Source organism: Streptomyces sp. NRRL F-2580, from assembly GCF_000720115.1.
GTDB lineage: Bacteria > Actinomycetota > Actinomycetes > Streptomycetales > Streptomycetaceae > Streptomyces.
The window spans coordinates 15,559-37,105 of record NZ_JOIR01000003.1 but is presented as its reverse complement, the minus strand read 5'-3'; the positions used below and the strand labels follow the sequence as shown (position 1 = coordinate 37,105).

General features: G+C 70.6%; 19 protein-coding genes. 10 read left to right on the top strand and 9 right to left on the bottom strand.

Going from position 1 to position 21,547, the window contains the following annotated elements; all coding sequences use genetic code 11:
- The first annotated feature begins 56 nt into the window (after positions 1-56).
- Positions 57-1,739: a glucose-6-phosphate isomerase gene (gene pgi / locus IF88_RS0103225; RefSeq protein WP_030707018.1), complete on the top strand. Its 1,683-nt coding sequence runs from the start codon at positions 57-59 to the stop codon at positions 1,737-1,739.
- Positions 1,740-1,799: 60 nt separating this feature from the next.
- Here pgi and pgl read toward each other — a convergent pair whose 3' ends face one another.
- The 5 genes from pgl to tkt form a co-directional block, all read right to left on the bottom strand.
- Entirely contained in the window at positions 1,800-2,582 is a 783-nt protein-coding gene (gene pgl, locus IF88_RS0103220; RefSeq protein ID WP_030707015.1) for a 6-phosphogluconolactonase, read from the bottom strand.
- A gap of 238 nt (positions 2,583-2,820) precedes the next feature.
- The gene (gene opcA / locus IF88_RS0103215; protein ID WP_030707014.1) at positions 2,821-3,858 is read right to left on the bottom strand and encodes a glucose-6-phosphate dehydrogenase assembly protein OpcA; all 1,038 of its coding nucleotides are present in this window, start codon (positions 3,856-3,858) and stop codon (positions 2,821-2,823) included.
- Entirely contained in the window at positions 3,855-5,381 is a 1,527-nt protein-coding gene (zwf, locus tag IF88_RS0103210; protein ID WP_420710900.1) for a glucose-6-phosphate dehydrogenase, read from the bottom strand. Before zwf ends, opcA begins: the two co-directional genes overlap by 4 nt.
- 5 nt (positions 5,382-5,386) lie before the next feature.
- A complete protein-coding gene (gene tal, locus IF88_RS0103205) occupies positions 5,387-6,505 on the bottom strand; it encodes a transaldolase (protein ID WP_030707012.1) in 1,119 nt (372 codons plus the stop codon).
- Between the two features lie 34 nt (positions 6,506-6,539).
- Positions 6,540-8,627 (bottom strand): transketolase, encoded by a 2,088-nt coding sequence (tkt, locus tag IF88_RS0103200; protein WP_030707011.1) that lies wholly within the window; start codon positions 8,625-8,627, stop codon positions 6,540-6,542.
- 326 nt (positions 8,628-8,953) lie between these two features.
- On the opposite strand from tkt, the gene IF88_RS0103195 reads away from it, so the two are divergent.
- From IF88_RS0103195 to IF88_RS0103185, 3 genes are all read left to right on the top strand, one after another.
- Positions 8,954-9,901, top strand: a complete 948-nt coding sequence (locus tag IF88_RS0103195; RefSeq protein WP_078892694.1) for a heme o synthase — start codon at positions 8,954-8,956, stop codon at positions 9,899-9,901.
- A gap of 24 nt (positions 9,902-9,925) precedes the next feature.
- A complete protein-coding gene (locus IF88_RS0103190; RefSeq protein WP_037805494.1) occupies positions 9,926-10,276 on the top strand; it encodes a hypothetical protein in 351 nt (116 codons plus the stop codon).
- A 105-nt stretch (positions 10,277-10,381) separates the two neighbouring features.
- Positions 10,382-11,482, top strand: a complete 1,101-nt coding sequence (locus IF88_RS0103185; protein WP_030707008.1) for an amidohydrolase family protein — start codon at positions 10,382-10,384, stop codon at positions 11,480-11,482.
- A 14-nt stretch (positions 11,483-11,496) separates the two neighbouring features.
- Here IF88_RS0103185 and IF88_RS0103180 read toward each other — a convergent pair whose 3' ends face one another.
- From IF88_RS0103180 to IF88_RS0103165, 4 genes are all read right to left on the bottom strand, one after another.
- The gene (locus IF88_RS0103180) at positions 11,497-12,486 is read right to left on the bottom strand and encodes a COX15/CtaA family protein (RefSeq protein WP_030707007.1); all 990 of its coding nucleotides are present in this window, start codon (positions 12,484-12,486) and stop codon (positions 11,497-11,499) included.
- A 4-nt stretch (positions 12,487-12,490) separates the two neighbouring features.
- Positions 12,491-13,624 (bottom strand): hypothetical protein, encoded by a 1,134-nt coding sequence (locus IF88_RS0103175; protein WP_051836372.1) that lies wholly within the window; start codon positions 13,622-13,624, stop codon positions 12,491-12,493.
- 68 nt (positions 13,625-13,692) lie between these two features.
- Positions 13,693-14,475 carry an ABC transporter permease gene (locus tag IF88_RS0103170; protein ID WP_030707005.1) on the bottom strand — a complete coding sequence of 261 codons (783 nt, stop codon included), beginning with the start codon at positions 14,473-14,475 and terminating at the stop codon, positions 13,693-13,695.
- On the bottom strand, positions 14,472-15,398 hold the full coding sequence (locus IF88_RS0103165) for an ABC transporter ATP-binding protein (RefSeq protein WP_030707004.1): 927 nt from the start codon (positions 15,396-15,398) through the stop codon (positions 14,472-14,474). The genes IF88_RS0103170 and IF88_RS0103165 overlap by 4 nt, the downstream gene beginning before the upstream one ends.
- A 366-nt stretch (positions 15,399-15,764) precedes the next feature.
- Between IF88_RS0103165 and IF88_RS0103160 the strand changes: the two genes are divergently transcribed.
- From IF88_RS0103160 to IF88_RS0103135, 6 genes are all read left to right on the top strand, one after another.
- Positions 15,765-16,526, top strand: a complete 762-nt coding sequence (locus tag IF88_RS0103160) for a helix-turn-helix transcriptional regulator (RefSeq protein ID WP_030707003.1) — start codon at positions 15,765-15,767, stop codon at positions 16,524-16,526.
- Positions 16,523-17,938, top strand: coding sequence for a Fe-S cluster assembly protein SufB (gene sufB, locus IF88_RS0103155; RefSeq protein ID WP_030707002.1), 1,416 nt, complete (start codon positions 16,523-16,525; stop codon positions 17,936-17,938). The genes IF88_RS0103160 and sufB overlap by 4 nt, the downstream gene beginning before the upstream one ends.
- A gap of 61 nt (positions 17,939-17,999) precedes the next feature.
- A complete protein-coding gene (gene sufD / locus IF88_RS0103150) occupies positions 18,000-19,178 on the top strand; it encodes a Fe-S cluster assembly protein SufD (RefSeq protein ID WP_030707001.1) in 1,179 nt (392 codons plus the stop codon).
- Positions 19,178-19,495, top strand: a complete 318-nt coding sequence (locus IF88_RS0103145) for a bifunctional 3-phenylpropionate/cinnamic acid dioxygenase ferredoxin subunit (RefSeq protein WP_030027083.1) — start codon at positions 19,178-19,180, stop codon at positions 19,493-19,495. Before sufD ends, IF88_RS0103145 begins: the two co-directional genes overlap by 1 nt.
- A 7-nt stretch (positions 19,496-19,502) precedes the next feature.
- Positions 19,503-20,267 carry a Fe-S cluster assembly ATPase SufC gene (sufC, locus tag IF88_RS0103140; protein WP_030707000.1) on the top strand — a complete coding sequence of 255 codons (765 nt, stop codon included), beginning with the start codon at positions 19,503-19,505 and terminating at the stop codon, positions 20,265-20,267.
- On the top strand, positions 20,264-21,520 hold the full coding sequence (locus tag IF88_RS0103135; RefSeq protein ID WP_030706999.1) for a cysteine desulfurase: 1,257 nt from the start codon (positions 20,264-20,266) through the stop codon (positions 21,518-21,520). The genes sufC and IF88_RS0103135 overlap by 4 nt, the downstream gene beginning before the upstream one ends.
- The last annotated feature ends 27 nt before the right edge of the window (positions 21,521-21,547 follow it).

The window sequence follows — 21,547 nt, the reverse complement described above, 5'->3', positions numbered from 1 at the left end:
TTAAGTTGGAGAACGGCGGGGCACGACAGGATGGAAGAAACGGGTTGATGTCCGAGATGAACGCAGACAGCAGGACGAAGCTCAACCGGACGCCGGAGTGGCTGGCACTCGGCAAGCACCGGGAGGAATTCGGGCAGACGCATCTGCGGGAGCTGTTCGAGGAGAATCCCGGCCGCGGTGCCGACTACACCCTGCAGGTCGGCGACCTGCACATCGACTACTCGAAGCACCTCGTGACCGACGAGACGCTCACGCTCCTGCGCGAGCTGGCCGCGGCCACCGGCGTGGCCGAGCTGCGCGAGGCGATGTTCAGCGGCGAGAAGATCAACACGACCGAGGACCGGGCGGTGCTGCACACCGCCCTGCGCGCGCCCAGGGACGTCGTCGTCGAGGTGGACGGCGAGAACGTGGTCCCCGGCGTCCACGCCGTCCTGGACAAGATGGCGGCCTTCGCCGACCAGGTCAGGTCGGGGGAGTGGACCGGCTCCACCGGCAAGCGCATCAAGAACGTCGTCAACATCGGCATCGGCGGCTCCGACCTCGGTCCGGCCATGGCCTACGAGGCCCTGCGCGCCTTCGCCGACCGCGCTCTGACCGTGCGCTTCGTGTCCAACGTCGACGGCGCCGACCTGCACGAGGCCGTGCGGGACCTGGACCCGGCCGAGACGCTGTTCATCATCGCCTCCAAGACCTTCACCACCATCGAGACCATCACCAACGCCACCTCGGCGCGCGGCTGGCTGCTGGCCGGCCTCGGCGATGGGGGCACCTCCCGGCCGGAGGCTGGGGGACAGGCGGCCGTGGCACGGCACTTCGTGGCGCTGTCGACCAACGCCGAGAAGGTCACCGACTTCGGCATCGATCCGGCCAACATGTTCGGGTTCTGGGACTGGGTCGGCGGCCGCTACTCCGTCGACTCGGCCATCGGCCTCTCCCTGATGATCGCGATCGGTCCGGGCGCCTTCCGCGACCTGCTGGCCGGCTTCCGCCTGATGGACCAGCACTTCCGCACGGCGCCGCCGGAGGAGAACGCCCCGCTCCTGATGGGCCTGTTGGGGATCTGGTACGGCGCCTTCTTCGACGCCCAGTCGCACGCCGTGCTCCCGTACAGCCACTACCTCTCGCGCTTCACCGCGTACTTGCAGCAGCTGGACATGGAGTCCAACGGCAAGTCCGTGGACCGCGACGGCAATCCGGTGGAGTGGCAGACGGGCCCGGTGGTCTGGGGCACGCCCGGCACCAACGGGCAGCACGCCTACTACCAGCTGATCCACCAGGGGACGAAGGTGATCCCCGCGGACTTCATCGGCTTCGCGAAGCCGGTGGCCGAGCTGGAGGAGGCCCCCGCGGCCCAGCACGACCTGCTCATGGCCAACTTCTTCGCGCAGACCCAGGCGCTGGCCTTCGGCAAGACGGCGGACGAGGTGCGCGCCGAGGGGGCCCCGGAATCGCTGGTCCCGCACAAGACCTTCCACGGGAACCACCCGACGACCACCATCCTGGCGACCGAGCTCACCCCGGGGGTGCTGGGCCAGCTGATCGCGCTCTACGAGCACAAGGTGTTCGTCCAGGGCGCGGTGTGGAACATCGACTCCTTCGACCAGTGGGGCGTCGAGCTCGGCAAGGTCCTCGCCAAGCGCGTCGAGCCCGCCCTGACCGAGGGCGTGGACGTCGAGGGCCTCGACGCCTCGACGAAGGCCCTGGTGGCCACGTACCGGAAGCTGCGCGGCCGGACCTGACGGCAGGACGGCCGAAGGGCCCGCTCTCCTCGGGAGAGCGGGCCCTTCGGGTCGTACGGGTCAGGAAGAGGCCGGCGGGTACATTCCGGTCGGGAGCTTCGCCGCCGCCGCGCGGTCCAGGAGCCACAGGGTGCGGGAGCGGCCGTACGCCTCCGCGGCCGGGGCCTGCACCCCGCCCGCCCCGCCGAGGGCGATGGAGACCGCTCCGGCCTTGTCCTCGCCGGCCGCCAGCAGCCAGACCTCGCGAGCCGCCCGGATCGCCGGGAGCGTCAGCGAGATGCGGGTGGGCGGGGGCTTCGGGGCGCCGTGGACGCCGACCACCGTCCGCTCGCTCTCGCGGGCCGCCGGGTGCTCCGGGAAGAGCGAGGCCACGTGCGTGTCCGGGCCCACACCCAGCATCAGCACGTCGAAGCGGGGGACCGGGCCGTGGTCCTCGGGGCCGGCCGCCTTCGCCAGCTCGGCCGCGTAGGCGGCCGCGGCCGCGTCGACGTCGGCCCCGTACGGGCCGTCCGAGGCCGGCATCACGTGCACGCGGGCGGGGTCCACCGGGACCGAGTCCAGGAGGGCCTCGCGGGCCTGCGTGTGGTTGCGCTCGGGGTCGTCGGCGGGGACGTACCGCTCGTCGCCCCACCAGAGGTCCAGGCGCGCCCAGTCGACGGCGTCGCGGGCGGGGGCGGCGGCCAGTGCGGCGAGGAGGCCGTTGCCGTTGCGTCCGCCGGTGAGGACCACGGACGCCGTGCCGCGGGCCGCCTGCGCGTCCACGATCTTGGTGATGAGCCGGGCCGCGGTGGCCCGGGCCATCAGTTCCTTGTCCCGGTGGACGACGACCTGGGGAGTCGTCATACCCATGTGCTGCCGCCTTCTGTGTAGTTCAGGGGTGCGGGTGCGGGTACCGCTGCGCGGAGCCTTTCCCCCACCCCGCCCCTTCCCGAAACCGGGGGCTCCGCCCCCGGACCCCCGCGCCTCAAACGCCGGCGAGGCTGAGTCTTTCAGCCCGTCCGGCGTTTGAGGACCGGGGTCTGGGGCGGAGCCCCCGGAAACGGTGAAAGGGCGGGGTGGGGGAGAGCCCCGCAGGGCCCGATTACTTGGGCGCGGCCTTCTTCGACGGCTTGGCCGCTGGCTTCGGCTGCGGCCTGGCCTCGGCCTCGGCCTCGGTGTCGGGCTTCGCCGGGGCCTCGGCCTTGGCCGGAGCCGGCGGCTGGAGCTTGGTCACGCCGAACTTCAGCGCGGACTCGTACGTGTTGTCCGGGTCCAGCCGGCGCAGCTCCTCCGCCAGGAGCTCGGCCGTTTCGCGGCGCTTGAGCGCCACCGCACGGTCGGGCTGCCCCGGCATGCAGAGCGTGGCCAGTGCCCCGTCGGCCCGGTCCAGGACGATGTCGCCGTCCTTGGTGGACAGGCGTACCGCCGTCAGGCCGGGGCCCGAGGACAGCGTGCGCGTGACCGGGACGTCGAGCCGGTCCGCCAGCCACATGGCCAGCAGCTCGCAGCTCGGGTTCTCGTCCTCGCCCTCGACGGTCGCCGAGGCGACCGAGAGGTTCTGCTGGTCCAGTGCGGCGGCCAGCATGGAGCGCCACGGGGTGATGCGGGTCCACGACAGGTCCGTGTCCCCCGGGGCGTACGACGCCCCCCGGGCGCTGAGCTCCCGGATCGGGTCCTCGCAGGAGTACGTGTCCGAGATCCGGCGCTGGCCCAGCGTCCCCAGCGGGTCGCCCGCCAGGTCCTGGGGGGCACCGTCCGGCCACCAGACGACCACCGGGGCGTCCGGCAGGAGCAGTGGGAGAACCACCGACTGGGCGTGGTCGACCAGTTCGCCGTGAAGGCGGAGCACGACCGTCTCACCGCTGCCGGAGTCCGCCCCGACGCGGATCTCCGCGTCGAGCCGGGCGTCGCGGCGGCTGCGCGGCGAGCGGCTGGCCCGCTTGATGACGACGACGATCCGCGAGGGGTGTTCGTGGGACGCGTCGTTCGCCGACTTGAGCGCGTCGTACGCGTTCTCCTCGTCGGTCACGATCACCAGCGTGAGGACCATGCCGATGGCCGGCGTGCCGATGTCCCGGCGGGCCTGCACCATCGCGGCATTGATCTTGCTGGAGTTGGTCTCCGTGAGGTCGATCTTCATGGCCGGCGCCAGCTCCGTCCGTCTCGTGCGAGCATCTCGTCCGCCTCGACCGGACCCCAGGTGCCCGCCGGGTACTGCGCGGGCTTGCCGTGCTTGTCCCAGTACTCCTCGATCGGGTCGAGGATGTTCCAGGACAGCTCGACCTCCTGGTGACGCGGGAAGAGGTTCGCGTCGCCGAGGAGCACGTCGAGGATGAGCCGCTCGTACGCCTCGGGGCTCGACTCCGTGAAGGACTCGCCGTAGGCGAAGTCCATCGTGACGTCCCGGACCTCCATGGAGGTGCCCGGAACCTTGGAACCGAAACGGACCGTCACGCCCTCGTCCGGCTGGACCCGGATGACCAGGGCGTTCTGCCCCAGCTCCTCGGTCGCGCCCGACTCGAACGGCAGGTACGGGGCACGCTTGAAGACCACGGCGATCTCGGTCACCCGGCGGCCCAGGCGCTTGCCCGTCCGCAGGTAGAACGGGACGCCCGCCCAGCGGCGGTTGTTGATCTCCAGTCGGATGGCCGCGTAGGTGTCGGTCTTCGACTTGGGGTCGATGCCGTCCTCTTCGAGGTAACCGACGACCTTCTCGCCGCCCTGCCACGCGCCCGAGTACTGGCCGCGCACGGTGTGCTTGCCCAGGTCCTCGGGGAGCTCGACGGCCGTGAGGACCTTGAGCTTCTCCGCCACCAGCGCCTTGGGGTGGAAGGAGCCGGGCTCCTCCATCGCGGTGAGCGCGAGCAGCTGCAGCAGGTGGTTCTGGATGACGTCACGGGCCGCGCCGATGCCGTCGTAGTACCCGGCCCGGCCGCCGATGCCGATGTCCTCGGCCATGGTGATCTGCACGTGGTCGACGTACGACCGGTTCCAGATCGGCTCGAACATGGTGTTGGCGAAGCGGAGCGCCAGGATGTTCTGGACGGTCTCCTTGCCGAGGTAGTGGTCGATCCGGAAGACCTCGTCCCGGGGGAAGACCTCGTGGACGACCTTGTTGAGCTCCTCGGCGCTCTTCAGGTCGTGGCCGAAGGGCTTCTCGATGACGGCACGCCGCCAGGAGCCCTCCTTCTGCGCCAGCCCGTGGTTCTTGAGCTGCTGGACCACCTTGGGGAAGAACTTCGGCGGGACCGACAGGTAGAAGGCGAAGTTGCCGCCCGTGCCCTGCGCCTTGTCCAGGTCGTCGATCGTCGCCTTGAGGGTCTCGAACGCCGCGTCGTCGTCGAAATCGCCCTGCACGAACCGGCAGCCCTGCACCAGCTGCTGCCAGACCTCCTCCCGGAAGGGGGTGCGCGAGTGCTGTTTGACGGCCTCGTACACCTCCTGGGCGAAGTCCTCGTGCTCCCACTCGCGGCGGGCGAACCCGATCAGCGAGAAGCCCGGCGGGAGCAGGCCGCGATTGGCCAGGTCGTAGATGGCAGGCATCAGCTTCTTGCGCGACAGGTCACCCGTAACGCCGAAAATGACCAGGCCGGACGGCCCCGCGATGCGCGGGAGCCGCCGGTCCTGTGCGTCACGAAGCGGGTTCGCTCCGTTCACAGACAAGGTGTTCAGGCCTCCGTGGGGGCAAGGCGCTCAAGCTCCGCCTCGGTCGACTTCAGCAGGTCGTTCCAGGACGCCTCGAACTTCTCGACGCCCTCGTCCTCGAGCAGCTGCACCACATCGTCGTACGAAATACCCAGCTTCGCGACCGCGTCGAGCTCGGCACGCGCCTGCTCGTAGGTGCCGCGCACGGTGTCACCCGTGATCCGGCCGTGGTCGGCGGCGGCCTCCAGGGTGGCCTCCGGCATGGTGTTCACCGTGTTCGGGGCGACCAGGTCGTCCACGTACAGGGTGTCCTTGTACGCCGGGTCCTTGACGCCCGTCGAGGCCCACAGCGGACGCTGCTTGTTGGCTCCGACGCGCTCCAGGGCGGCCCAGCGGTCCGAGGAGAAGACCTCCTCGTAGGCCTCGTAAGCCAGACGGGCGTTGGCGAGTGCCGCCTTGCCCTTGAGGGCCTTCGCCTCGTCGGTGCCGACCGCGTCCAGGCGCTTGTCGATCTCGCTGTCCACGCGGGACACGAAGAAGGAGGCGACCGAGTGGATCAGGGACAGGTCCAGGCCGGCGGCCTTGGCCTTCTCCAGGCCCGCCAGGTACGCGTCCATGACCTCGCGGTAGCGCTCCAGCGAGAAGATCAGCGTGACGTTGACGCTGATGCCCTTGCCGATGACCTCGGTGATCGCCGGCAGGCCGGCCTTGGTCGCCGGGATCTTGATGAGCGTGTTCGGGCGGTCCACCAGCCAGGCCAGCTGCTTGGCCTCGGCGATGGTCGCCGGCGTGCTGTGCGCCAGGCGCGGGTCGACCTCGATCGACACGCGGCCGTCCTGGCCGTCGGTGCGGTCGTAGACCGGGCGCAGGATGTCGGCGGCGTCGCGGACGTCCGCCGTGGTGATCATGCGCAGGGCCTCCTCCACGGTGACCTTGCGGGTCGCGAGGTCGGTGAGCTGCTGCTCGTAGCCCTCGCCGCCGCTGATCGCCTTCTGGAAGATCGCCGGGTTGGTGGTGACACCGACCACGTGCGACTGGTCGATGAGCTCGGCCAGGTTGCCGGACGTGATGCGCTTGCGGGACAGGTCGTCCAGCCAGATCGCCACGCCTTCGTCGGAGAGGCGCTTGAGTGCGTCTGTCATGGGATTACATCTCCTACTTGGTTCTGGACCGGCGTCAGCGCGCGGCGGCTGCGAGGGAGTCCTTGGCGGCGGCGGTCACGGCCTCGGCGGTGAAGCCGAACTCGCGGAACAGCACCTTCGCGTCGGCGGAGGCGCCGAAGTGCTCCAGCGACACGATGCGGCCGGCGTCGCCGACGTACCGGTGCCAGGTCAGGCCGATGCCGGCCTCGACCGCGACGCGGGCCTTCACCGAGGAGGGCAGGACGCTGTCCTTGTACTCCTGCGGCTGCTCCTCGAACCACTCGACGGACGGCATCGAGACGACCCGGGCCGGGATGCCCTCGGCCTGGAGCTGCTCGCGGGCCTCGACGGCGAGGTGGACCTCGGAGCCGGTGCCGATGAGCACGACCTGGGCGGGACCGCCCTCGGCCTCGAAGAGTACGTACCCGCCCTTGGCGGCGTCCTCGTTGCGCTCGTAGGTCGGCACGCCCTGGCGGGTGAGCGCCAGACCGTGCGGGGCGCCCTTGCCGAAGACCTTGGTGTGGCGCTTGAGGATCTCGCGCCAGGCGATCGCGGTCTCGTTGGCGTCGGCCGGGCGGACGACGTTCAGGCCCGGGATGGCGCGCAGCGAGGCGAGGTGCTCGACCGGCTGGTGGGTCGGGCCGTCCTCGCCGAGACCGATGGAGTCGTGCGTCCACACGTAGGTCACCGGCAGGTGCATCAGGGACGACAGGCGCACGGCGTTGCGCATGTAGTCGGAGAACACCAGGAAGGTGCCGCCGTAGACACGGGTGTGGCCGTGCAGGGCGATGCCGTTCATGGTCGCGGCCATGGCGTGCTCGCGGATGCCGAAGTGGACGGTGCGGCCGTACGGGTCGGCCTCCGGCAGCGGGTTGTCCTTCGGCAGGAACGAGGAGTTCTTGTCGATGGTGGTGTTGTTGGAGCCGGCCAGGTCGGCCGAGCCGCCCCACAGCTCCGGGATGACCGCGCCGAGGGCCTGGAGCACCTTGCCGGAGGCGGCGCGGGTGGCGACGCCCTTGCCGGCCTCGAAGACGGGGAGCTCGTCCTCCCAGCCCGCGGGCAGCTCGTTGGCGTTGATGCGGTCGAACGAGGCGGCGCGCTCCGGGTTGGCCGTGCGCCAGGCGGAGAAGTCCTTCTCCCAGGCGGCCTTGGCCTCGCGGCCGCGGTCGCCGAGGCCGCGGGTGTGCGCGAGGACCTCGTCGGAGACCTCGAAGCTCCGCTCCGGGTCGAAGCCGAGGACGCGCTTGGTGGCCGCGACCTCGTCGTCGCCGAGCGCCGAGCCGTGCGCGGCCTCGGTGTTCTGGGCGTGCGGGGCGGGCCAGGCGATGATCGAGCGGGCCGCGATGAAGGAGGGGCGCCCGGTCTCGGCCTTGGCGGCCTGGAGGGCGGCGAACAGCGCCTTCGGGTCGAGGTCGCCGTTCTCCTGCTGCGCGACGCGCTGGACGTGCCAGCCGTAGGCCTCGTAGCGCTTGAGGGTGTCCTCGGAGACGGCCGTCTCCGTGTCGCCCTCGATGGAGATGTGGTTGTCGTCCCACAGCAGGACGAGGTTGCCGAGCTTCTGGTGGCCGGCCAGCGCGGACGCCTCGTGGGAGATGCCCTCCTGGAGGCAGCCGTCGCCCGCGATCGCGTAGACCATGTGGTCGAAGGGGGAGGTGCCCGGGGCGGCCTCCGGGTCGAACAGGCCGCGCTCGTAGCGGGCGGCCATGGCCATGCCCACCGCGTTGGCGACACCCTGGCCGAGGGGGCCGGTGGTGGTCTCCACGCCGGCCGTGTGGCCGTACTCCGGGTGACCGGGGGTCTTGGAACCCCACGTGCGGAACGCCTTGAGGTCGTCCAGTTCGAGCCCGAACCCGCCGAGGTACAGCTGGGTGTAGAGCGTCAGGGACGAGTGCCCCGCGGAGAGCACGAAACGGTCGCGGCCCACCCACTCGGGGTCCGCCGGGTCGTGCCGCATCACCTTCTGGAAGAGGGTGTACGCGGCGGGGGCCAGGCTCATCGCCGTACCGGGGTGGCCGTTTCCGACCTTCTGGACCGCGTCAGCGGCCAGGATGCGGGCGGTGTCGACGGCCCGCTGGTCCAGTTCGGTCCACTCGAGCTCTGTGGTGGTCGGCTTGGTGCTCACCGTGGGTCAGGGCTCCTCTCCACATGTCTGTTCCCGGTGACGAACGGTGCACCGGCGCGATTCCGAGCCTACCCCCGCAACGGCGTGCAGCTATTCGAGTGCACGCAGTCCGTCACCGCGCCGCCGCCCGGTGTTCACCCGCCCACGGGGGCCCCGACCGCGCCGTCCCCCGTAGGTATGCACGGTCCGATCGGCCCAACACGGGGCGACCCCGGCGCGGGGCGACGTAAGTGCAACGTCTACAGTGGCGTGGTACGCGCAAGCCTCAACCGGGCCTTCATGTCGATGGCGGCCCGGGTCGTAGCTTGCTGGATTCTCTCTCAGGGGTGTGCGTGACGGCCGTCGAATCCCGTCCAGCGGCGGTGCTCGGGACGAGCCCCGGTCACCGGCCGTTCGGGGCCCGCGTCATGGCTTTCGTGGCATTGACCAAGCCGCGGATCATCGAACTTCTGCTGATCACCACAGTGCCGGTGATGTTCCTGGCCGAGCAGGGCGTGCCGTCCCTGTGGCTGGTCCTCGTGACCTGCTTCGGCGGCTACTTGTCCGCGGGCGGCGCCAACGCGCTGAACATGTACATCGACCGCGACATCGACGCGCTGATGGACCGGACCTCGCAGCGCCCGCTGGTGACCGGCATGGTGAGCCCGCGCGAGTGCCTGGCCTTCGGCCTCACCCTCGCGGTGGTCTCCACCCTGTTCTTCGGTCTGCTCGTCAACTGGCTGTCGGCGGCGCTGTCGCTCGGCGCGCTCCTCTTCTACGTCGTCGTCTACACGATGCTGCTGAAGCGGCGCACCGCCCAGAACATCGTCTGGGGCGGCATCGCGGGCTGCATGCCGGTGCTCATCGGTTGGTCGTCGGTCACGAACGAGGTCTCCTGGGCCGCGGTCGTCCTCTTCCTCGTCATCTTCTTCTGGACGCCGCCGCACTACTGGCCGCTGTCCATGAAGGTGAAGGACGACTACGCGCGCGCCGGCGTGCCGATGCTCCCCGTCGTGGCGGGCAACAAGGCCGTGGCGAGCCAGATCGTCCTCTACAGCTGGGTGATGGTGGCGGTCTCGCTGCTGCTGACCCCGATGGGGTACACCGGCTGGTTCTACACCTCGGTCGCGCTGGTCTCGGGCGGCTGGTGGCTGTGGGAGGCGCACGCGCTGCACGCGCGGGCCAAGGCGGGCGTGACGGGCGCGAAGCTCAAGGAGATGCGCCTGTTCCACTGGTCGATCACCTACGTGTCGCTGCTGTTCGTGGCGGTGGCCGTGGATCCCTTCCTCCGCTGATTACTCGCCGGTAGCATGCCCTCCATGGGAGACACCGCAGACACCGCAGCCGCCGCAGGCGCCGCGGACAAGAAGCAGGACCGTACGGCGGCGAAGCTCGCCAGGCAGATCGGCGCCTTCGCCAAGAAGCACGGGGGCGCCGAGGGCCAGCTCGCCCACATCGGGCAGGCCGGCACCCGGATCGTGCTCGTGGGAACGGACGGCGGCTGGGGCGACCTGGTGGCGCCGACGTTCGCGACGGCGCAGCTGGCCGCCGCGAAGGCCGGGCTGACCCTCCACGAGGAGTTCGACGGGGAGTTCGCCGCGCGCGTGCGCACCGGCCCGTACGAGTGGACGCGGATGGCCGGCATCCAGCTCGGCGGACGCGAGAACTAAGCCCTGTCCGGGCGATCGGTCAACAGCGCGAGCAACACCTCACACCCCGCTCACCCGTTAGGACGTGTGGAAGCCCCTTCCTCACGTCCGCAACGGGATGCCCGGATGATCGAAACGCCGCCCCTGGTGGACCAGTACTGCCACGGAGTACTCCGTACGGAGCTGGGCCTGGGCACCTTCGAGGCCCAGCTGATCCGCTCGGCCGGCCCGCCCGCCGCGGGCACCACCTTCTTCGACACCCAGACCGGTTTCGCGGTGCGCCGCTGGTGCCCGCCGCTGCTGGGGCTGGAGCCGCACGCCGCCCCCGCCCGCTATCTGGCGCGGCGGCGCGAGCTGGGCGCGGCCGAGTCCGCCCGGCGGCTGCTCAGGGGGTCCGGGGTCGCCGCGTACCTGGTCGACACCGGAGGGACCGGGGACCTCACCGGGCCCAAGGAGCTGGCGCTCGCCGGGGACGCGGAGGCCTTCGAGTCGGTCCGGCTGGAGGTACTGGCCGAGCAGGTGGCCGACACCTCCGGGACGGTCTCCGCCTTCCTCGCCAATCTCGCCGAGGCCGTCCACCACGCCGCCGCCGGGGCCGCGGCCTTCACCTGCGCGGCCGCCTTCGACGGCGCCGGCGCCCCGGCCTCCGTACCCGATCCGCCCGGTCCCGGCGAGGTGCGCGGGGCGGCCGGACGGTGGCTGGCCGGGCGGCCCCGGGGCGGAGCCGTACGGGACCCCGTACTCCTGCGGCACCTGCTGTGGAGCGCGGTGTCGTCCGGGCTGCCCCTCCAGCTGCACACGGGCGCGGCCGATCCCGCCCCGCTGACGGAGTTCGTACGGGCCACCGCGGGCCTGGGCGCGCGGCTGGTGCTGATCGGCGGATACCCCCACCACCGGCACACGGCGCAGCTCGCCGCGGCCTTCCCGCACGTCTACGCCGATGCCGGCGCGGCCCTCGGGCAGACCGGGGCGCGGGCGGCGGCGGTCCTGGCCGAACTGCTGGAGCTGGCGCCGTTCGGGAAGGTGCTGTTCTCCAGCGGCGGCCGGCAGCTGCCCGAACTGCACGCGGTGGGCGCCCTGGTGTTCCGGGAGGCGCTGGGCCGGGTGCTGGGCGGCTGGGTCGCCGAGGGGTCCTGGTCCTGGCCGGACGCGGACCGGGTGGCCGGCCTGGTCGCGGCGGGCAACGCCCGCCGCGTCTACCGTCTGGACGGCCCCGACACGCCCTGACGGGCCTGGGGGGATCAGACGGCGGAGAGCTGCGGGTCGCCCTGGGAGGGGATCTCCGCCTGCTCGGCCGGCCGCTCGCGCAGGCTCAGTGCGACCCGGAGCACGGCGATCCATACCAGGCAGGAGCCCAGCATGTGGGCGGCGACCAGGGCCTCGGGGACCTGGGTGGCGTACTGCACGTAGCCGATGGCGCCCTGGGCGAGCAGCACGACCAGCAGGTCGCGGGCGCGCGCCCGGGTGTCGGCCGGAGCGTCGACGACACGCAGGACCAGCCACATCGCGACGGCGAGCGCGCACACCAGCCAGGCGGCGACGGCGTGCACGTGGACGGTGGCGTCCCAGTCGAAGGGCATGCGCCGGATCTCGCTGCTGTCACCGGCGTGCGGGCCGGAGCCCGTCACGACGGTGCCCGCCGCGATCAGGACCAGGGTGGTCGCGAGCAGCGCCCACGACAGCTTGCGCACCGGGCCGGGCACGCGCGGCCTGGGGGAGCCGTCGCCCTCGCGGGTGCGCTGCCAGGTGAGCGTCGTCACGGTGATCAGCGCGGTGGCGAGCAGGAAGTGCCCGGCCACGCTGTAGGGGTTGAGCCCGGTCAGGACGGTGATGCCGCCGAGTACGGCGTTCGCCATCACGATGAAGAACTGCACCCAGCCGAGCTTCGTGAGGGAGTGCCGCCAGGGCTTGGCCGAGCGGGCGGCGATGATCGCCCAGCCGACGGCCGCGCTGAGCACGTAGGTCAGCATGCGGTTGCCGAACTCGATGGCGCCGTGGAAGCCCTGCTCCTGCGTCACGATCAGGCTGTCGTCGGTGCACTTGGGCCAGGTGTCGCAGCCGAGGCCGGACCCGGTCAGCCGTACCGCGCCGCCGGTGACGACGATGACCACGCTCATGACGAGCGCGGCGAGTGCGGCCCGCTGGACGGTCCGGGGTGACGGGGTCCAGCGGCTGGCGATGTGGGCGAGGGGGTTCAACACGCCCCATATCGTAGGCGACCCCTTGTGCAAAGTTTCACGAGGGGGTGCCCATGGCGGCGTCGGGGCCGACGACCAGGCGGTACTTCGCTCCCGCGGGCTCGCCCTCCTCGTGCCACCACAGCAGGATGCGCCAGGGGACGCCGTCGCCCGGGTAGTCCGTCGAGCCGACGAACCCGCGCACCAGTTCGCCCGCTACGTCCTCGGCCGTCTGGTTCCTTACTTCTGTGGTGCTGTGCCAGGGATGCGCTAATACGTTCCATAGTCCGTCAGGACCGCGCACCTCGACGCGCCACACCGCGAGCCAGGGCGTGACCTCCAGCATCGTCCGCACCTGTTCGGGGTCGAGGCGCAGCCGGGCCGCGACCTCGGATTCCTCCGCCCCCTGGATGCGGGCGGCCACCACGGCCTGCGGCAGCAGCCGTTCGGGCATCAGCCCCCGCGCGCGCAGGCCGACCAGGGACTCGAAGGCCAGGAAGCGCAGCCGCAGTTCCAGCTGGCGGCCGATGTGGTCCAGGGCCTCCTCGGCCTCCTGCGACGCCTCCGCGGCGGGATCCGCGAGCAGCAGCTGCCGGAAGTCGGACTCCGCGTCCACCGCCCAGGCCACCGCGTCCTCGGCGAAGCCCAGCTCGGCGAGGCGGTCCCCGAGGAACACCTTGGCCTGGGCGAGGCCCCGCCGGTTGACCGGATCGCGCTGGTCCAGTCCCGCCCACACCTCCACCGCGCTCCGGGTCAGGTCGCGGGCGCGCTCCCCGGCCGCCCGCTCCATGGCGCTCGGCCCCCCTCCGCCGGCCGGTCCCAGCGGGTGCTTCGGCAGCCGGGCCCCGTCGCTCAGCGGCCAGGCCAGCCACACCCCGTGGTTGATCAGCCCGCGGGCGTACCAGCGGGCGAACTCGGGGGAGTACCGGGCCGCGCGCTCGGAGCTGCGCAGCCCCTCCTCGATCGTGGCCAGCGCTCCCGCGCGGTCCCCCGCGGCGAACCGCAGGGCGGCCCGGTCGGCGAGGCGCAGCCCGAGCAGCGCGGTGCACTGCGGGTCGTCCGCGAGGGGGCGCAGGGCGCCGATCAGCTCGTCGAGGAGCCGCTCGCGCTCCTCCGGTTCCGCGTGCGCCGCCCCCGACCGCACCTGTGCCCACTGCTCGTCCAGCCGAAGTACGGCCTCCCGCTGCACCATGTCCGCCCCCCGGCTTCATGTGTGGAGGCGCCCATCCTCGCGGCATTCTCGGCGCGAGGGGAAGGGTTTCATTCCCAGCGGAAGAGGCGCGCGGCGGCGCCCAGACCGAGTACGGCCCAGCCGGCGAGCACGGCCGCGTCGCCCCACGGCAGCGCGGCCCCGTGCTGGAGCACCTCGCGCAGGCCGTCGGACAGGGCCGCGATGGGCAGCAGCCCGAGGACGGACCGCGCGGCCTCCGGGAACTTCTCCAGGGGCACGATCACCCCGCCGCCGACCAGCAGCAGCAGGAAGACCAGGTTGGCGGCGGCCAGCGTCATCTCGGCCTTGAGCGTCCCCGCCATCAGCAGCCCCAGCCCGGAGAAGGCGGCGGTGCCCAGCAGGATCAGCGCGGCGACCGACAGCGGGTTCCCGTGCGGGGACCAGCCCAGGGCGAAGGCGATCACCGTCAGCAGGGCGATCTGGAGCACCTCGGTGACCAGCACCGACAGGGTCTTGGCGGCCATCAGGGCCCAGCGCGGCAGCGGGGAGGCCCCGAGCCGCTTGAGGACCCCGTAGCGGCGGTCGAAGCCGGTGGCGATGGCCTGGCCGGTGAAGGCGGTGGACATCACGGCGAGCGCGAGGATGCCGGGGGCGAGGAAGTCCACGGACTTCTCGCCGCCCCCCTCTTGAACGGGCACCGTGACGATGTCGACGGCGGAGAAGAGGGTCAGCAGCAGCGCCGGGATGATCACGGTCAGCAGCAGCTGCTCCCCGTTGCGCAGCAGCATCCGGGTCTCCAGAGCCGTCTGCGCGAGGATCATGCGGGACACGGGCGCGGCCCCCGGGTTGGGGGTGAACGTACCGGCGCTCATGCGCGCAGCTCCTTACCGGTCAGCTCCAGGAACACGTCTTCGAGGGTGTGCCGCTCCACGGTGAGGCTGTCCGGCATCACGCCGTGCTGCGCGCACCAGGAGGCGACGGTGGCCAGCAGCTGCGGGTGGACGTCGCCGGTGACCCGGTAGGTGCCCGGGACGAGCTCGGCGGCCTGGGTGCCGTCGGGCAGCGCCTTCAGCAGCGAGGCGAGGTCGAGGGAGGGGCGGCCGGTGAAGCGCAGGGTGTTCTCGGCGCCGCCCCGGCAGAGCTGCTCGGGGCTGCCGTGCGCGATGACCCGGCCCGCGTCCACGACGGCGACCTCGTCCGAGAGCTGCTCGGCCTCGTCCATGTGGTGGGTGGTGAGGACGACGGTGACCCCGTCGGTGCGCAGCTCCCGTACGAGGTCCCAGGTCGCGCGGCGGGCCTGGGGGTCCAGGCCGGCGGTGGGCTCGTCCAGGAAGACCAGCTCGGGGCGGCCCACGACGGCCATGGCCAGGGCCAGGCGCTGCTGCTGGCCGCCGGAGAGCCGGCGGTAGGCGGTGCGGCCGCAGCCGCCGAGTCCGAGGCGTTCCACCAGGGTGTCGACGTCGAGCGGGTCGGCGTACAGCTTGGCCATGTGGCGCAGCATCTCTACCGCGCGGGCTCCGGAGTAGACGCCCCCGGACTGGAGCATCACGCCGATCCGCGGGCGCAGCGCCTCGGCCTGGGCGACGGGGTCGAGGCCGAGGACGCGGACGGTTCCGGCGTCGGGGCGGTGGTAGCCCTCGCAGGTCTCCACCGTGGTCGTCTTGCCCGCGCCGTTGGGACCGAGGACCGCGGTGACGGATGCCGTACGGACGGTGAGGTCCAGGCCGTCCACCGCTGTCTTGGCGCCGTACCGCTTCACCAGTCCGCGGATCTCCACGGCGGGGTCGTTGCTCATGAGGGGTGAGTCTACGGAGCCGCGGGAGGGAGCACGGGCCCCGGGGTCGAGGGGTAAAGGGCGGCCCGTTGCTGACCTGGCGTAGCGAAATACGGCTCTTTTCCGTCGGGCTGTCCGGATGGCCCAGCCGCTTTCCGTGATCTTTTCCGGAACGCGGCGTGCACCGGGGCGGGGAACGCCAATGGGCGGAGGTGTGCTGGTGGGGGCCGTTTACCGGCTCCCCGAAGCCACTCGGGAGGGGTGCGGAATCTTCCCCTCCAAGTAACTCTGCGTCGACAAATAAGGTAACCCTTAGTGATGGAGGCCACCAGGAGTGGCCTCCGTCACGGCTTGTCGGGGCTCGACTAATTACGCAACAATGGCGTTGTGAAATACGGCGAACGGCAGAACGAGGCCCCCCAGGGGGAGCTCGCCACCGGGGAGCGGTCAACCCGCAACCGAGTGGCGCGCTCGATCCTGGACCACGGTCCGTCCACCGTCGCCGACCTCGCGCAGCGCCTCGGCCTCACCCAGGCCGCCGTCCGCCGCCACCTCGACGCGCTCGTCACCGACGACGTGGTCGAACCCCGTGAGCAGCGTGTGTACGGTGCGCGCACCCGGGGTCGGCCCGCCAAGGTCTTCGCGCTCACCGACTGCGGCCGAGACGCCTTCGACCAGTCCTACGACACCCTCGCCGCCGACGCCCTGCGCTGGATCGCGCAGTCGGTCGGCGGCGGCGAACAGGGCGAGGCGGCCGTCGCCGCCTTCGCCAGGGCGCGGATGGAGACGCAGGCGCGTGGCTACCGGGAAGCCGTCGACGCGGCCGCCCCCGGGGACCGCGCGGAGGCCCTGGCCAAGGCGTTGACCGCGGACGGGTACGCTGCTACGGCGAAGAGCGCTCCCGGTCCGCACAGCGGTGAACAGCTCTGCCAGCACCACTGCCCGGTCGCCCACGTCGCCGAGCAGTTCCCGCAGCTCTGCGAGGCGGAGACCGAGGTCTTCTCCCGCCTGCTCGGGACACACGTGCAGCGCCTCGCCACGATCGCCCATGGCGACGGGGTGTGCACGACGTTCATTCCGCGTAGCGCGAGCACGACACAGACCGACACATCAGTATCTGCAAGTACGGCCGGGAGGAACCCCGCATGACCACGGAGACTGCTCACCCTGAGCTCGATGGCCTGGGCACCTACGAATACGGCTGGGCCGACTCCGACGCGGCCGGCGCCGCTGCCAAGCGGGGTCTGTCCGAGGATGTCGTCCGCGACATCTCGGCGAAGAAGTCCGAGCCCGAGTGGATGCTGAAGCTCCGCCTCAAGGGCCTGAAGCTGTTCGACAAGAAGCCCATGCCGAACTGGGGCTCCGACCTCTCCGGCATCGACTTCGACAACATCAAGTACTTCGTGCGCTCCACCGAGAAGCAGGCCGCTTCCTGGGAGGACCTGCCGGAGGACATCAAGAACACGTACGACAAGCTCGGCATCCCCGAGGCGGAGAAGCAGCGCCTCGTCGCCGGTGTCGCGGCCCAGTACGAGTCCGAGGTCGTCTACCACCAGATCCGTGAGGACCTGGAGGAGCAGGGCGTCATCTTCCTCGACACGGACACCGCGCTGAAGGAGCACCCGGAGCTCTTCCAGGAGTACTTCGGAACGGTCATCCCGGTCGGCGACAACAAGTTCGCGTCGCTGAACACCGCCGTGTGGTCGGGCGGGTCGTTCATCTACGTGCCCAAGGGCGTCAAGGTCGACATCCCGCTCCAGGCCTACTTCCGTATCAACACGGAGAACATGGGCCAGTTCGAGCGGACGCTGATCATCGTGGACGAGGACGCCTACGTCCACTACGTCGAGGGCTGCACCGCCCCGATCTACTCCTCGGACTCGCTGCACAGTGCCGTGGTCGAGATCATCGTGAAGAAGGGCGGCCGCTGCCGCTACACGACGATCCAGAACTGGTCGAACAACGTCTACAACCTGGTCACCAAGCGCGCCGTGGCGTACGAGGGCGCGACCATGGAGTGGATCGACGGCAACATCGGTTCCAAGGTCACCATGAAGTACCCGGCCGTCTACCTGATGGGCGAGCACGCCAAGGGCGAGACTCTCTCCATCGCCTTCGCGGGCGAGGGCCAGCACCAGGACGCCGGCTCCAAGATGGTCCACATGGCGCCGAACACCTCCTCGAACATCGTCTCCAAGTCGGTGGCGCGAGGCGGCGGCCGCACCTCGTACCGCGGCCTGGTCGAGATCGGCGAGGGTGCCCACGGCTCGAAGTCCAACGTGCTGTGCGACGCGCTCCTCGTCGACACCATCTCCCGCTCGGACACGTACCCCTACGTGGACGTCCGAGAGGACGACGTCTCCATGGGCCACGAGGCCACCGTCTCCAAGGTCTCCGACGACCAGCTCTTCTACCTGATGAGCCGCGGTATGACGGAGTTCGAGGCGATGGCCATGATCGTGCGCGGCTTCGTCGAGCCCATCGCGCGCGAGCTGCCCATGGAGTACGCCCTCGAGCTGAACCGGCTGATCGAGCTGCAGATGGAGGGCTCGGTCGGGTAATTCCGACCCGCCCGAGTCCCGCAGACATTCTTTGACGTAGGAAGAGAGCACGAAGACAGCCATGGCTGAGGCTCAGAACATTCCGGCGGGTTCGACCACCGCCGGCGCGATCGCGGTGGCCGCCGAGTCCACCGTCGCCACCCGGATGAGTGCCCCCCCGTCCTTCGACGTGGCGGACTTCCCCGTGCCCCACGGCCGCGAGGAGGAGTGGCGCTTCACCCCGCTGGCCCGCCTGCGTGGTCTCCACGACGGCACGGCGGTCGCCGACGGCGCCATCAAGGCCCAGATCGACGCGCCCGAGGGCGTCACGGTCGAGTCGGTGGACCGCGACGACCCGCGCATCGGCAAGGCCGGCACCCCGGTGGACCGGATCGCCGCCCAGGCGTTCTCGTCCTTCGCCAAGGCCACGGTCGTCACCGTGCCCAAGGAAGCCGTCCTGACCGAGCCGGTGCGCCTCTCGCTGCACGGCGAGGGCGGCACCACCTTCGGACACACCGTCTTCGACGTGCAGGCCTTCGCCGAGGCCGTCATCGTCATCGACCACACCGGTGACGCCGTGCGCGCCGCCAACGTCGACTTCCTGGTCGGCGACGGCGCCAAGCTCACCGTCGTCTCCGTGCAGGACTGGGACGACACCGCCGTCCACTGCTCGCAGCACAACACGCTGATCGGCCGCGACGCGACCTTCAAGTCGGTCGTGGTCACCTTCGGCGGCGACGTCGTCCGCATCCACCCGCGCATCAGCTACGCCGGCCCCGGCGGCGAGGCCGAGCTCTTCGGCCTGTACTTCACGGACGCCGGCCAGCACCAGGAGCACCGCCTCCTGGTCAACCACGACGCGCCGCACTGCAAGTCGAACGTGGTCTACAAGGGCGCGCTCCAGGGCCAGGACGCCCACGCGGTGTGGATCGGTGACGTGCTCATCGAGAAGACCGCCGAGGGCACCGACACCTACGAGATGAACCGCAACCTCGTCCTCACGGACGGCGCGCGCGTCGACTCGGTGCCGAACCTGGAGATCGAGACCGGCGAGATCGTCGGCGCCGGCCACGCCTCGGCGACCGGCCGCTTCGACGACGAGCAGCTCTTCTACCTCCAGGCCCGTGGCATCCCGGCCGACAAGGCCCGCCGTCTGGTCGTCCGCGGCTTCTTCGCCGAGCTCGTCCAGCAGATCGGTGTCCCGGACATCGAGGAGCGCCTGCTCACCAAGATCGAGACCGAGCTCCAGGGTTCCGTCTGATGAATTACGTCAAGGCCTGCGCGCTGAGCGAGCTGGAGGAGAACACCCCGAAGAGGGTGGAACTCGACGGCACGCCGGTGTCCATCGTCTCCACCGATGGGGAGGTGTTCGCGATCAACGACATCTGCTCGCACGCGAACGTCTCGCTCTCGGAGGGCGAGGTCGAGGACTGCATGATCGAGTGCTGGCTGCACGGGTCGGCCTTCGACCTGCGCACCGGCAAGCCCTCCGGTCTGCCCGCGACGCGCCCCGTACCCGTATACCCCGTAAAGATCGAAGGGGACGACGTGCTCGTCTCCCTCACCCAGGAGTCCTGAGGTATCCATGGCAACGCTTGAAATCCACGACCTGCACGTCTCCGTCGAGGCCGAGAACGGCGCCCGCGAGATCCTCAAGGGCGTCGACCTCACCGTCAAGCAGGGTGAGACGCACGCCATCATGGGTCCGAACGGCTCCGGCAAGTCCACCCTGGCGTACTCGCTCGCCGGTCACCCGAAGTACACCATCACCGGTGGCACCGTGACCCTCGACGGCGAGGACGTCCTGGAGATGTCCGTCGACGAGCGTGCCCGCGCCGGCGTCTTCCTCGCCATGCAGTACCCGGTCGAGGTCCCCGGCGTCTCGGTCTCCAACTTCCTCCGCACCTCGGCCACCGCCATCCGCGGCGAGGCGCCGAAGCTGCGCACCTGGGTGAAGGAGGTCAAGGCCGCGATGGAGCAGCTCCACATGGACCCGGCCTTCGCCGACCGCAACGTCAACGAGGGCTTCTCCGGCGGTGAGAAGAAGCGCCACGAGATCCTGCAGCTGGAGCTCCTGAAGCCGAAGATCGCGATCCTCGACGAGACCGACTCCGGCCTCGACGTCGACGCGCTGCGCATCGTCTCGGAGGGCGTCAACCGCGTCCGCGAGAGCGGTGAGGTCGGCACCCTGCTGATCACCCACTACACGCGCATCCTGCGCTACATCAAGCCCGACTTCGTGCACGTGTTCGCGAACGGCCGTATCGCCGAGTCCGGTGGCGCCGAGCTCGCCGACCAGCTGGAGGCCGAGGGTTACGACAAGTACGTGAAGGGTGGCGCGACCGCGTGACACAGCTGCCTGGCCTCCTCGACATCGAGGCGATCCGCAAGGACTTCCCCCTGCTGGATCGTGTGGTCCACGACGGGAAGAAGATCGTTTACCTGGACAACGCGGCGACTTCGCAGAAGCCGCGCCAGGTGCTCGACGCGCTGAACGAGTACTACGAGCAGCACAACGCCAACGTCCACCGTGGCGTGCACGTGCTGGCCGAGGAGGCCACGGCGCTGTACGAGGGCGCTCGCGACAAGGTCGCCGCCTTCATCAACGCGCCGAGCCGCGACGAGGTGATCTTCACCAAGAACGCCTCGGAGTCGCTCAACCTGGTCGCGAACATGCTCGGCTGGGCGGACGAGCCCTACCGGGTCGACCGCGAGACCGAGATCGCCATCACGGAGATGGAGCACCACTCCAACATCGTCCCGTGGCAGCTGCTCTCGCAGCGCACCGGTGCGAAGCTGAAGTGGTTCGGCCTCACCGACGACGGCCGGCTCGACCTGTCCAACATCGAAGAGGTCATCACGGAGAAGACGAAGATCGTCTCCTTCACGCTGGTCTCCAACATCATGGGCACGGTCAACCCCGTCGAGGCGATCGTCCGGCGCGCCCAGGACGTCGGCGCCCTGGTGCTGATCGACGCCTCCCAGGCCGCCCCGCACATGCCGCTGGACGTACAGGCGCTCGGCGCCGACTTCGTGGCCTTCACCGGCCACAAGATGTGCGGCCCGACCGGCATCGGCGTCCTCTGGGGCCGCCAGGAGCTCCTGGAGGACCTGCCCCCGTTCCTCGGTGGCGGCGAGATGATCGAGACCGTGTCGATGCACGCCTCGACCTACGCCCCGGCGCCCCACAAGTTCGAGGCCGGTACGCCCCCGATCGCCCAGGCCGTCGGCCTCGGCGCGGCCGTGGACTACCTGTCCGCGATCGGCATGGACAAGATCGCCGCGCACGAGCACGCGATCACCGAGTACGCGATCAAGCGCCTCGCCGAGGTGCCGGACCTGCGGATCATCGGCCCCACCACGGCCGAGGACCGCGGCGCCGCGATCTCCTTCGTCCTCGGCGACATCCACCCGCACGACGTCGGCCAGGTGCTGGACGAGCAGGGCATCGCGGTCCGCGTGGGACACCACTGCGCGCGCCCCGTCTGCCTGCGCTACGGAATTCCGGCGACGACGCGAGCGTCTTTCTATCTGTACTCCTCTCCGGCCGAGGTCGACGCGCTGGTCGACGGGCTGGAGCACGTACGGAACTTCTTCGGGTGACGACGAGTCGACGACGATGAGGCTGAC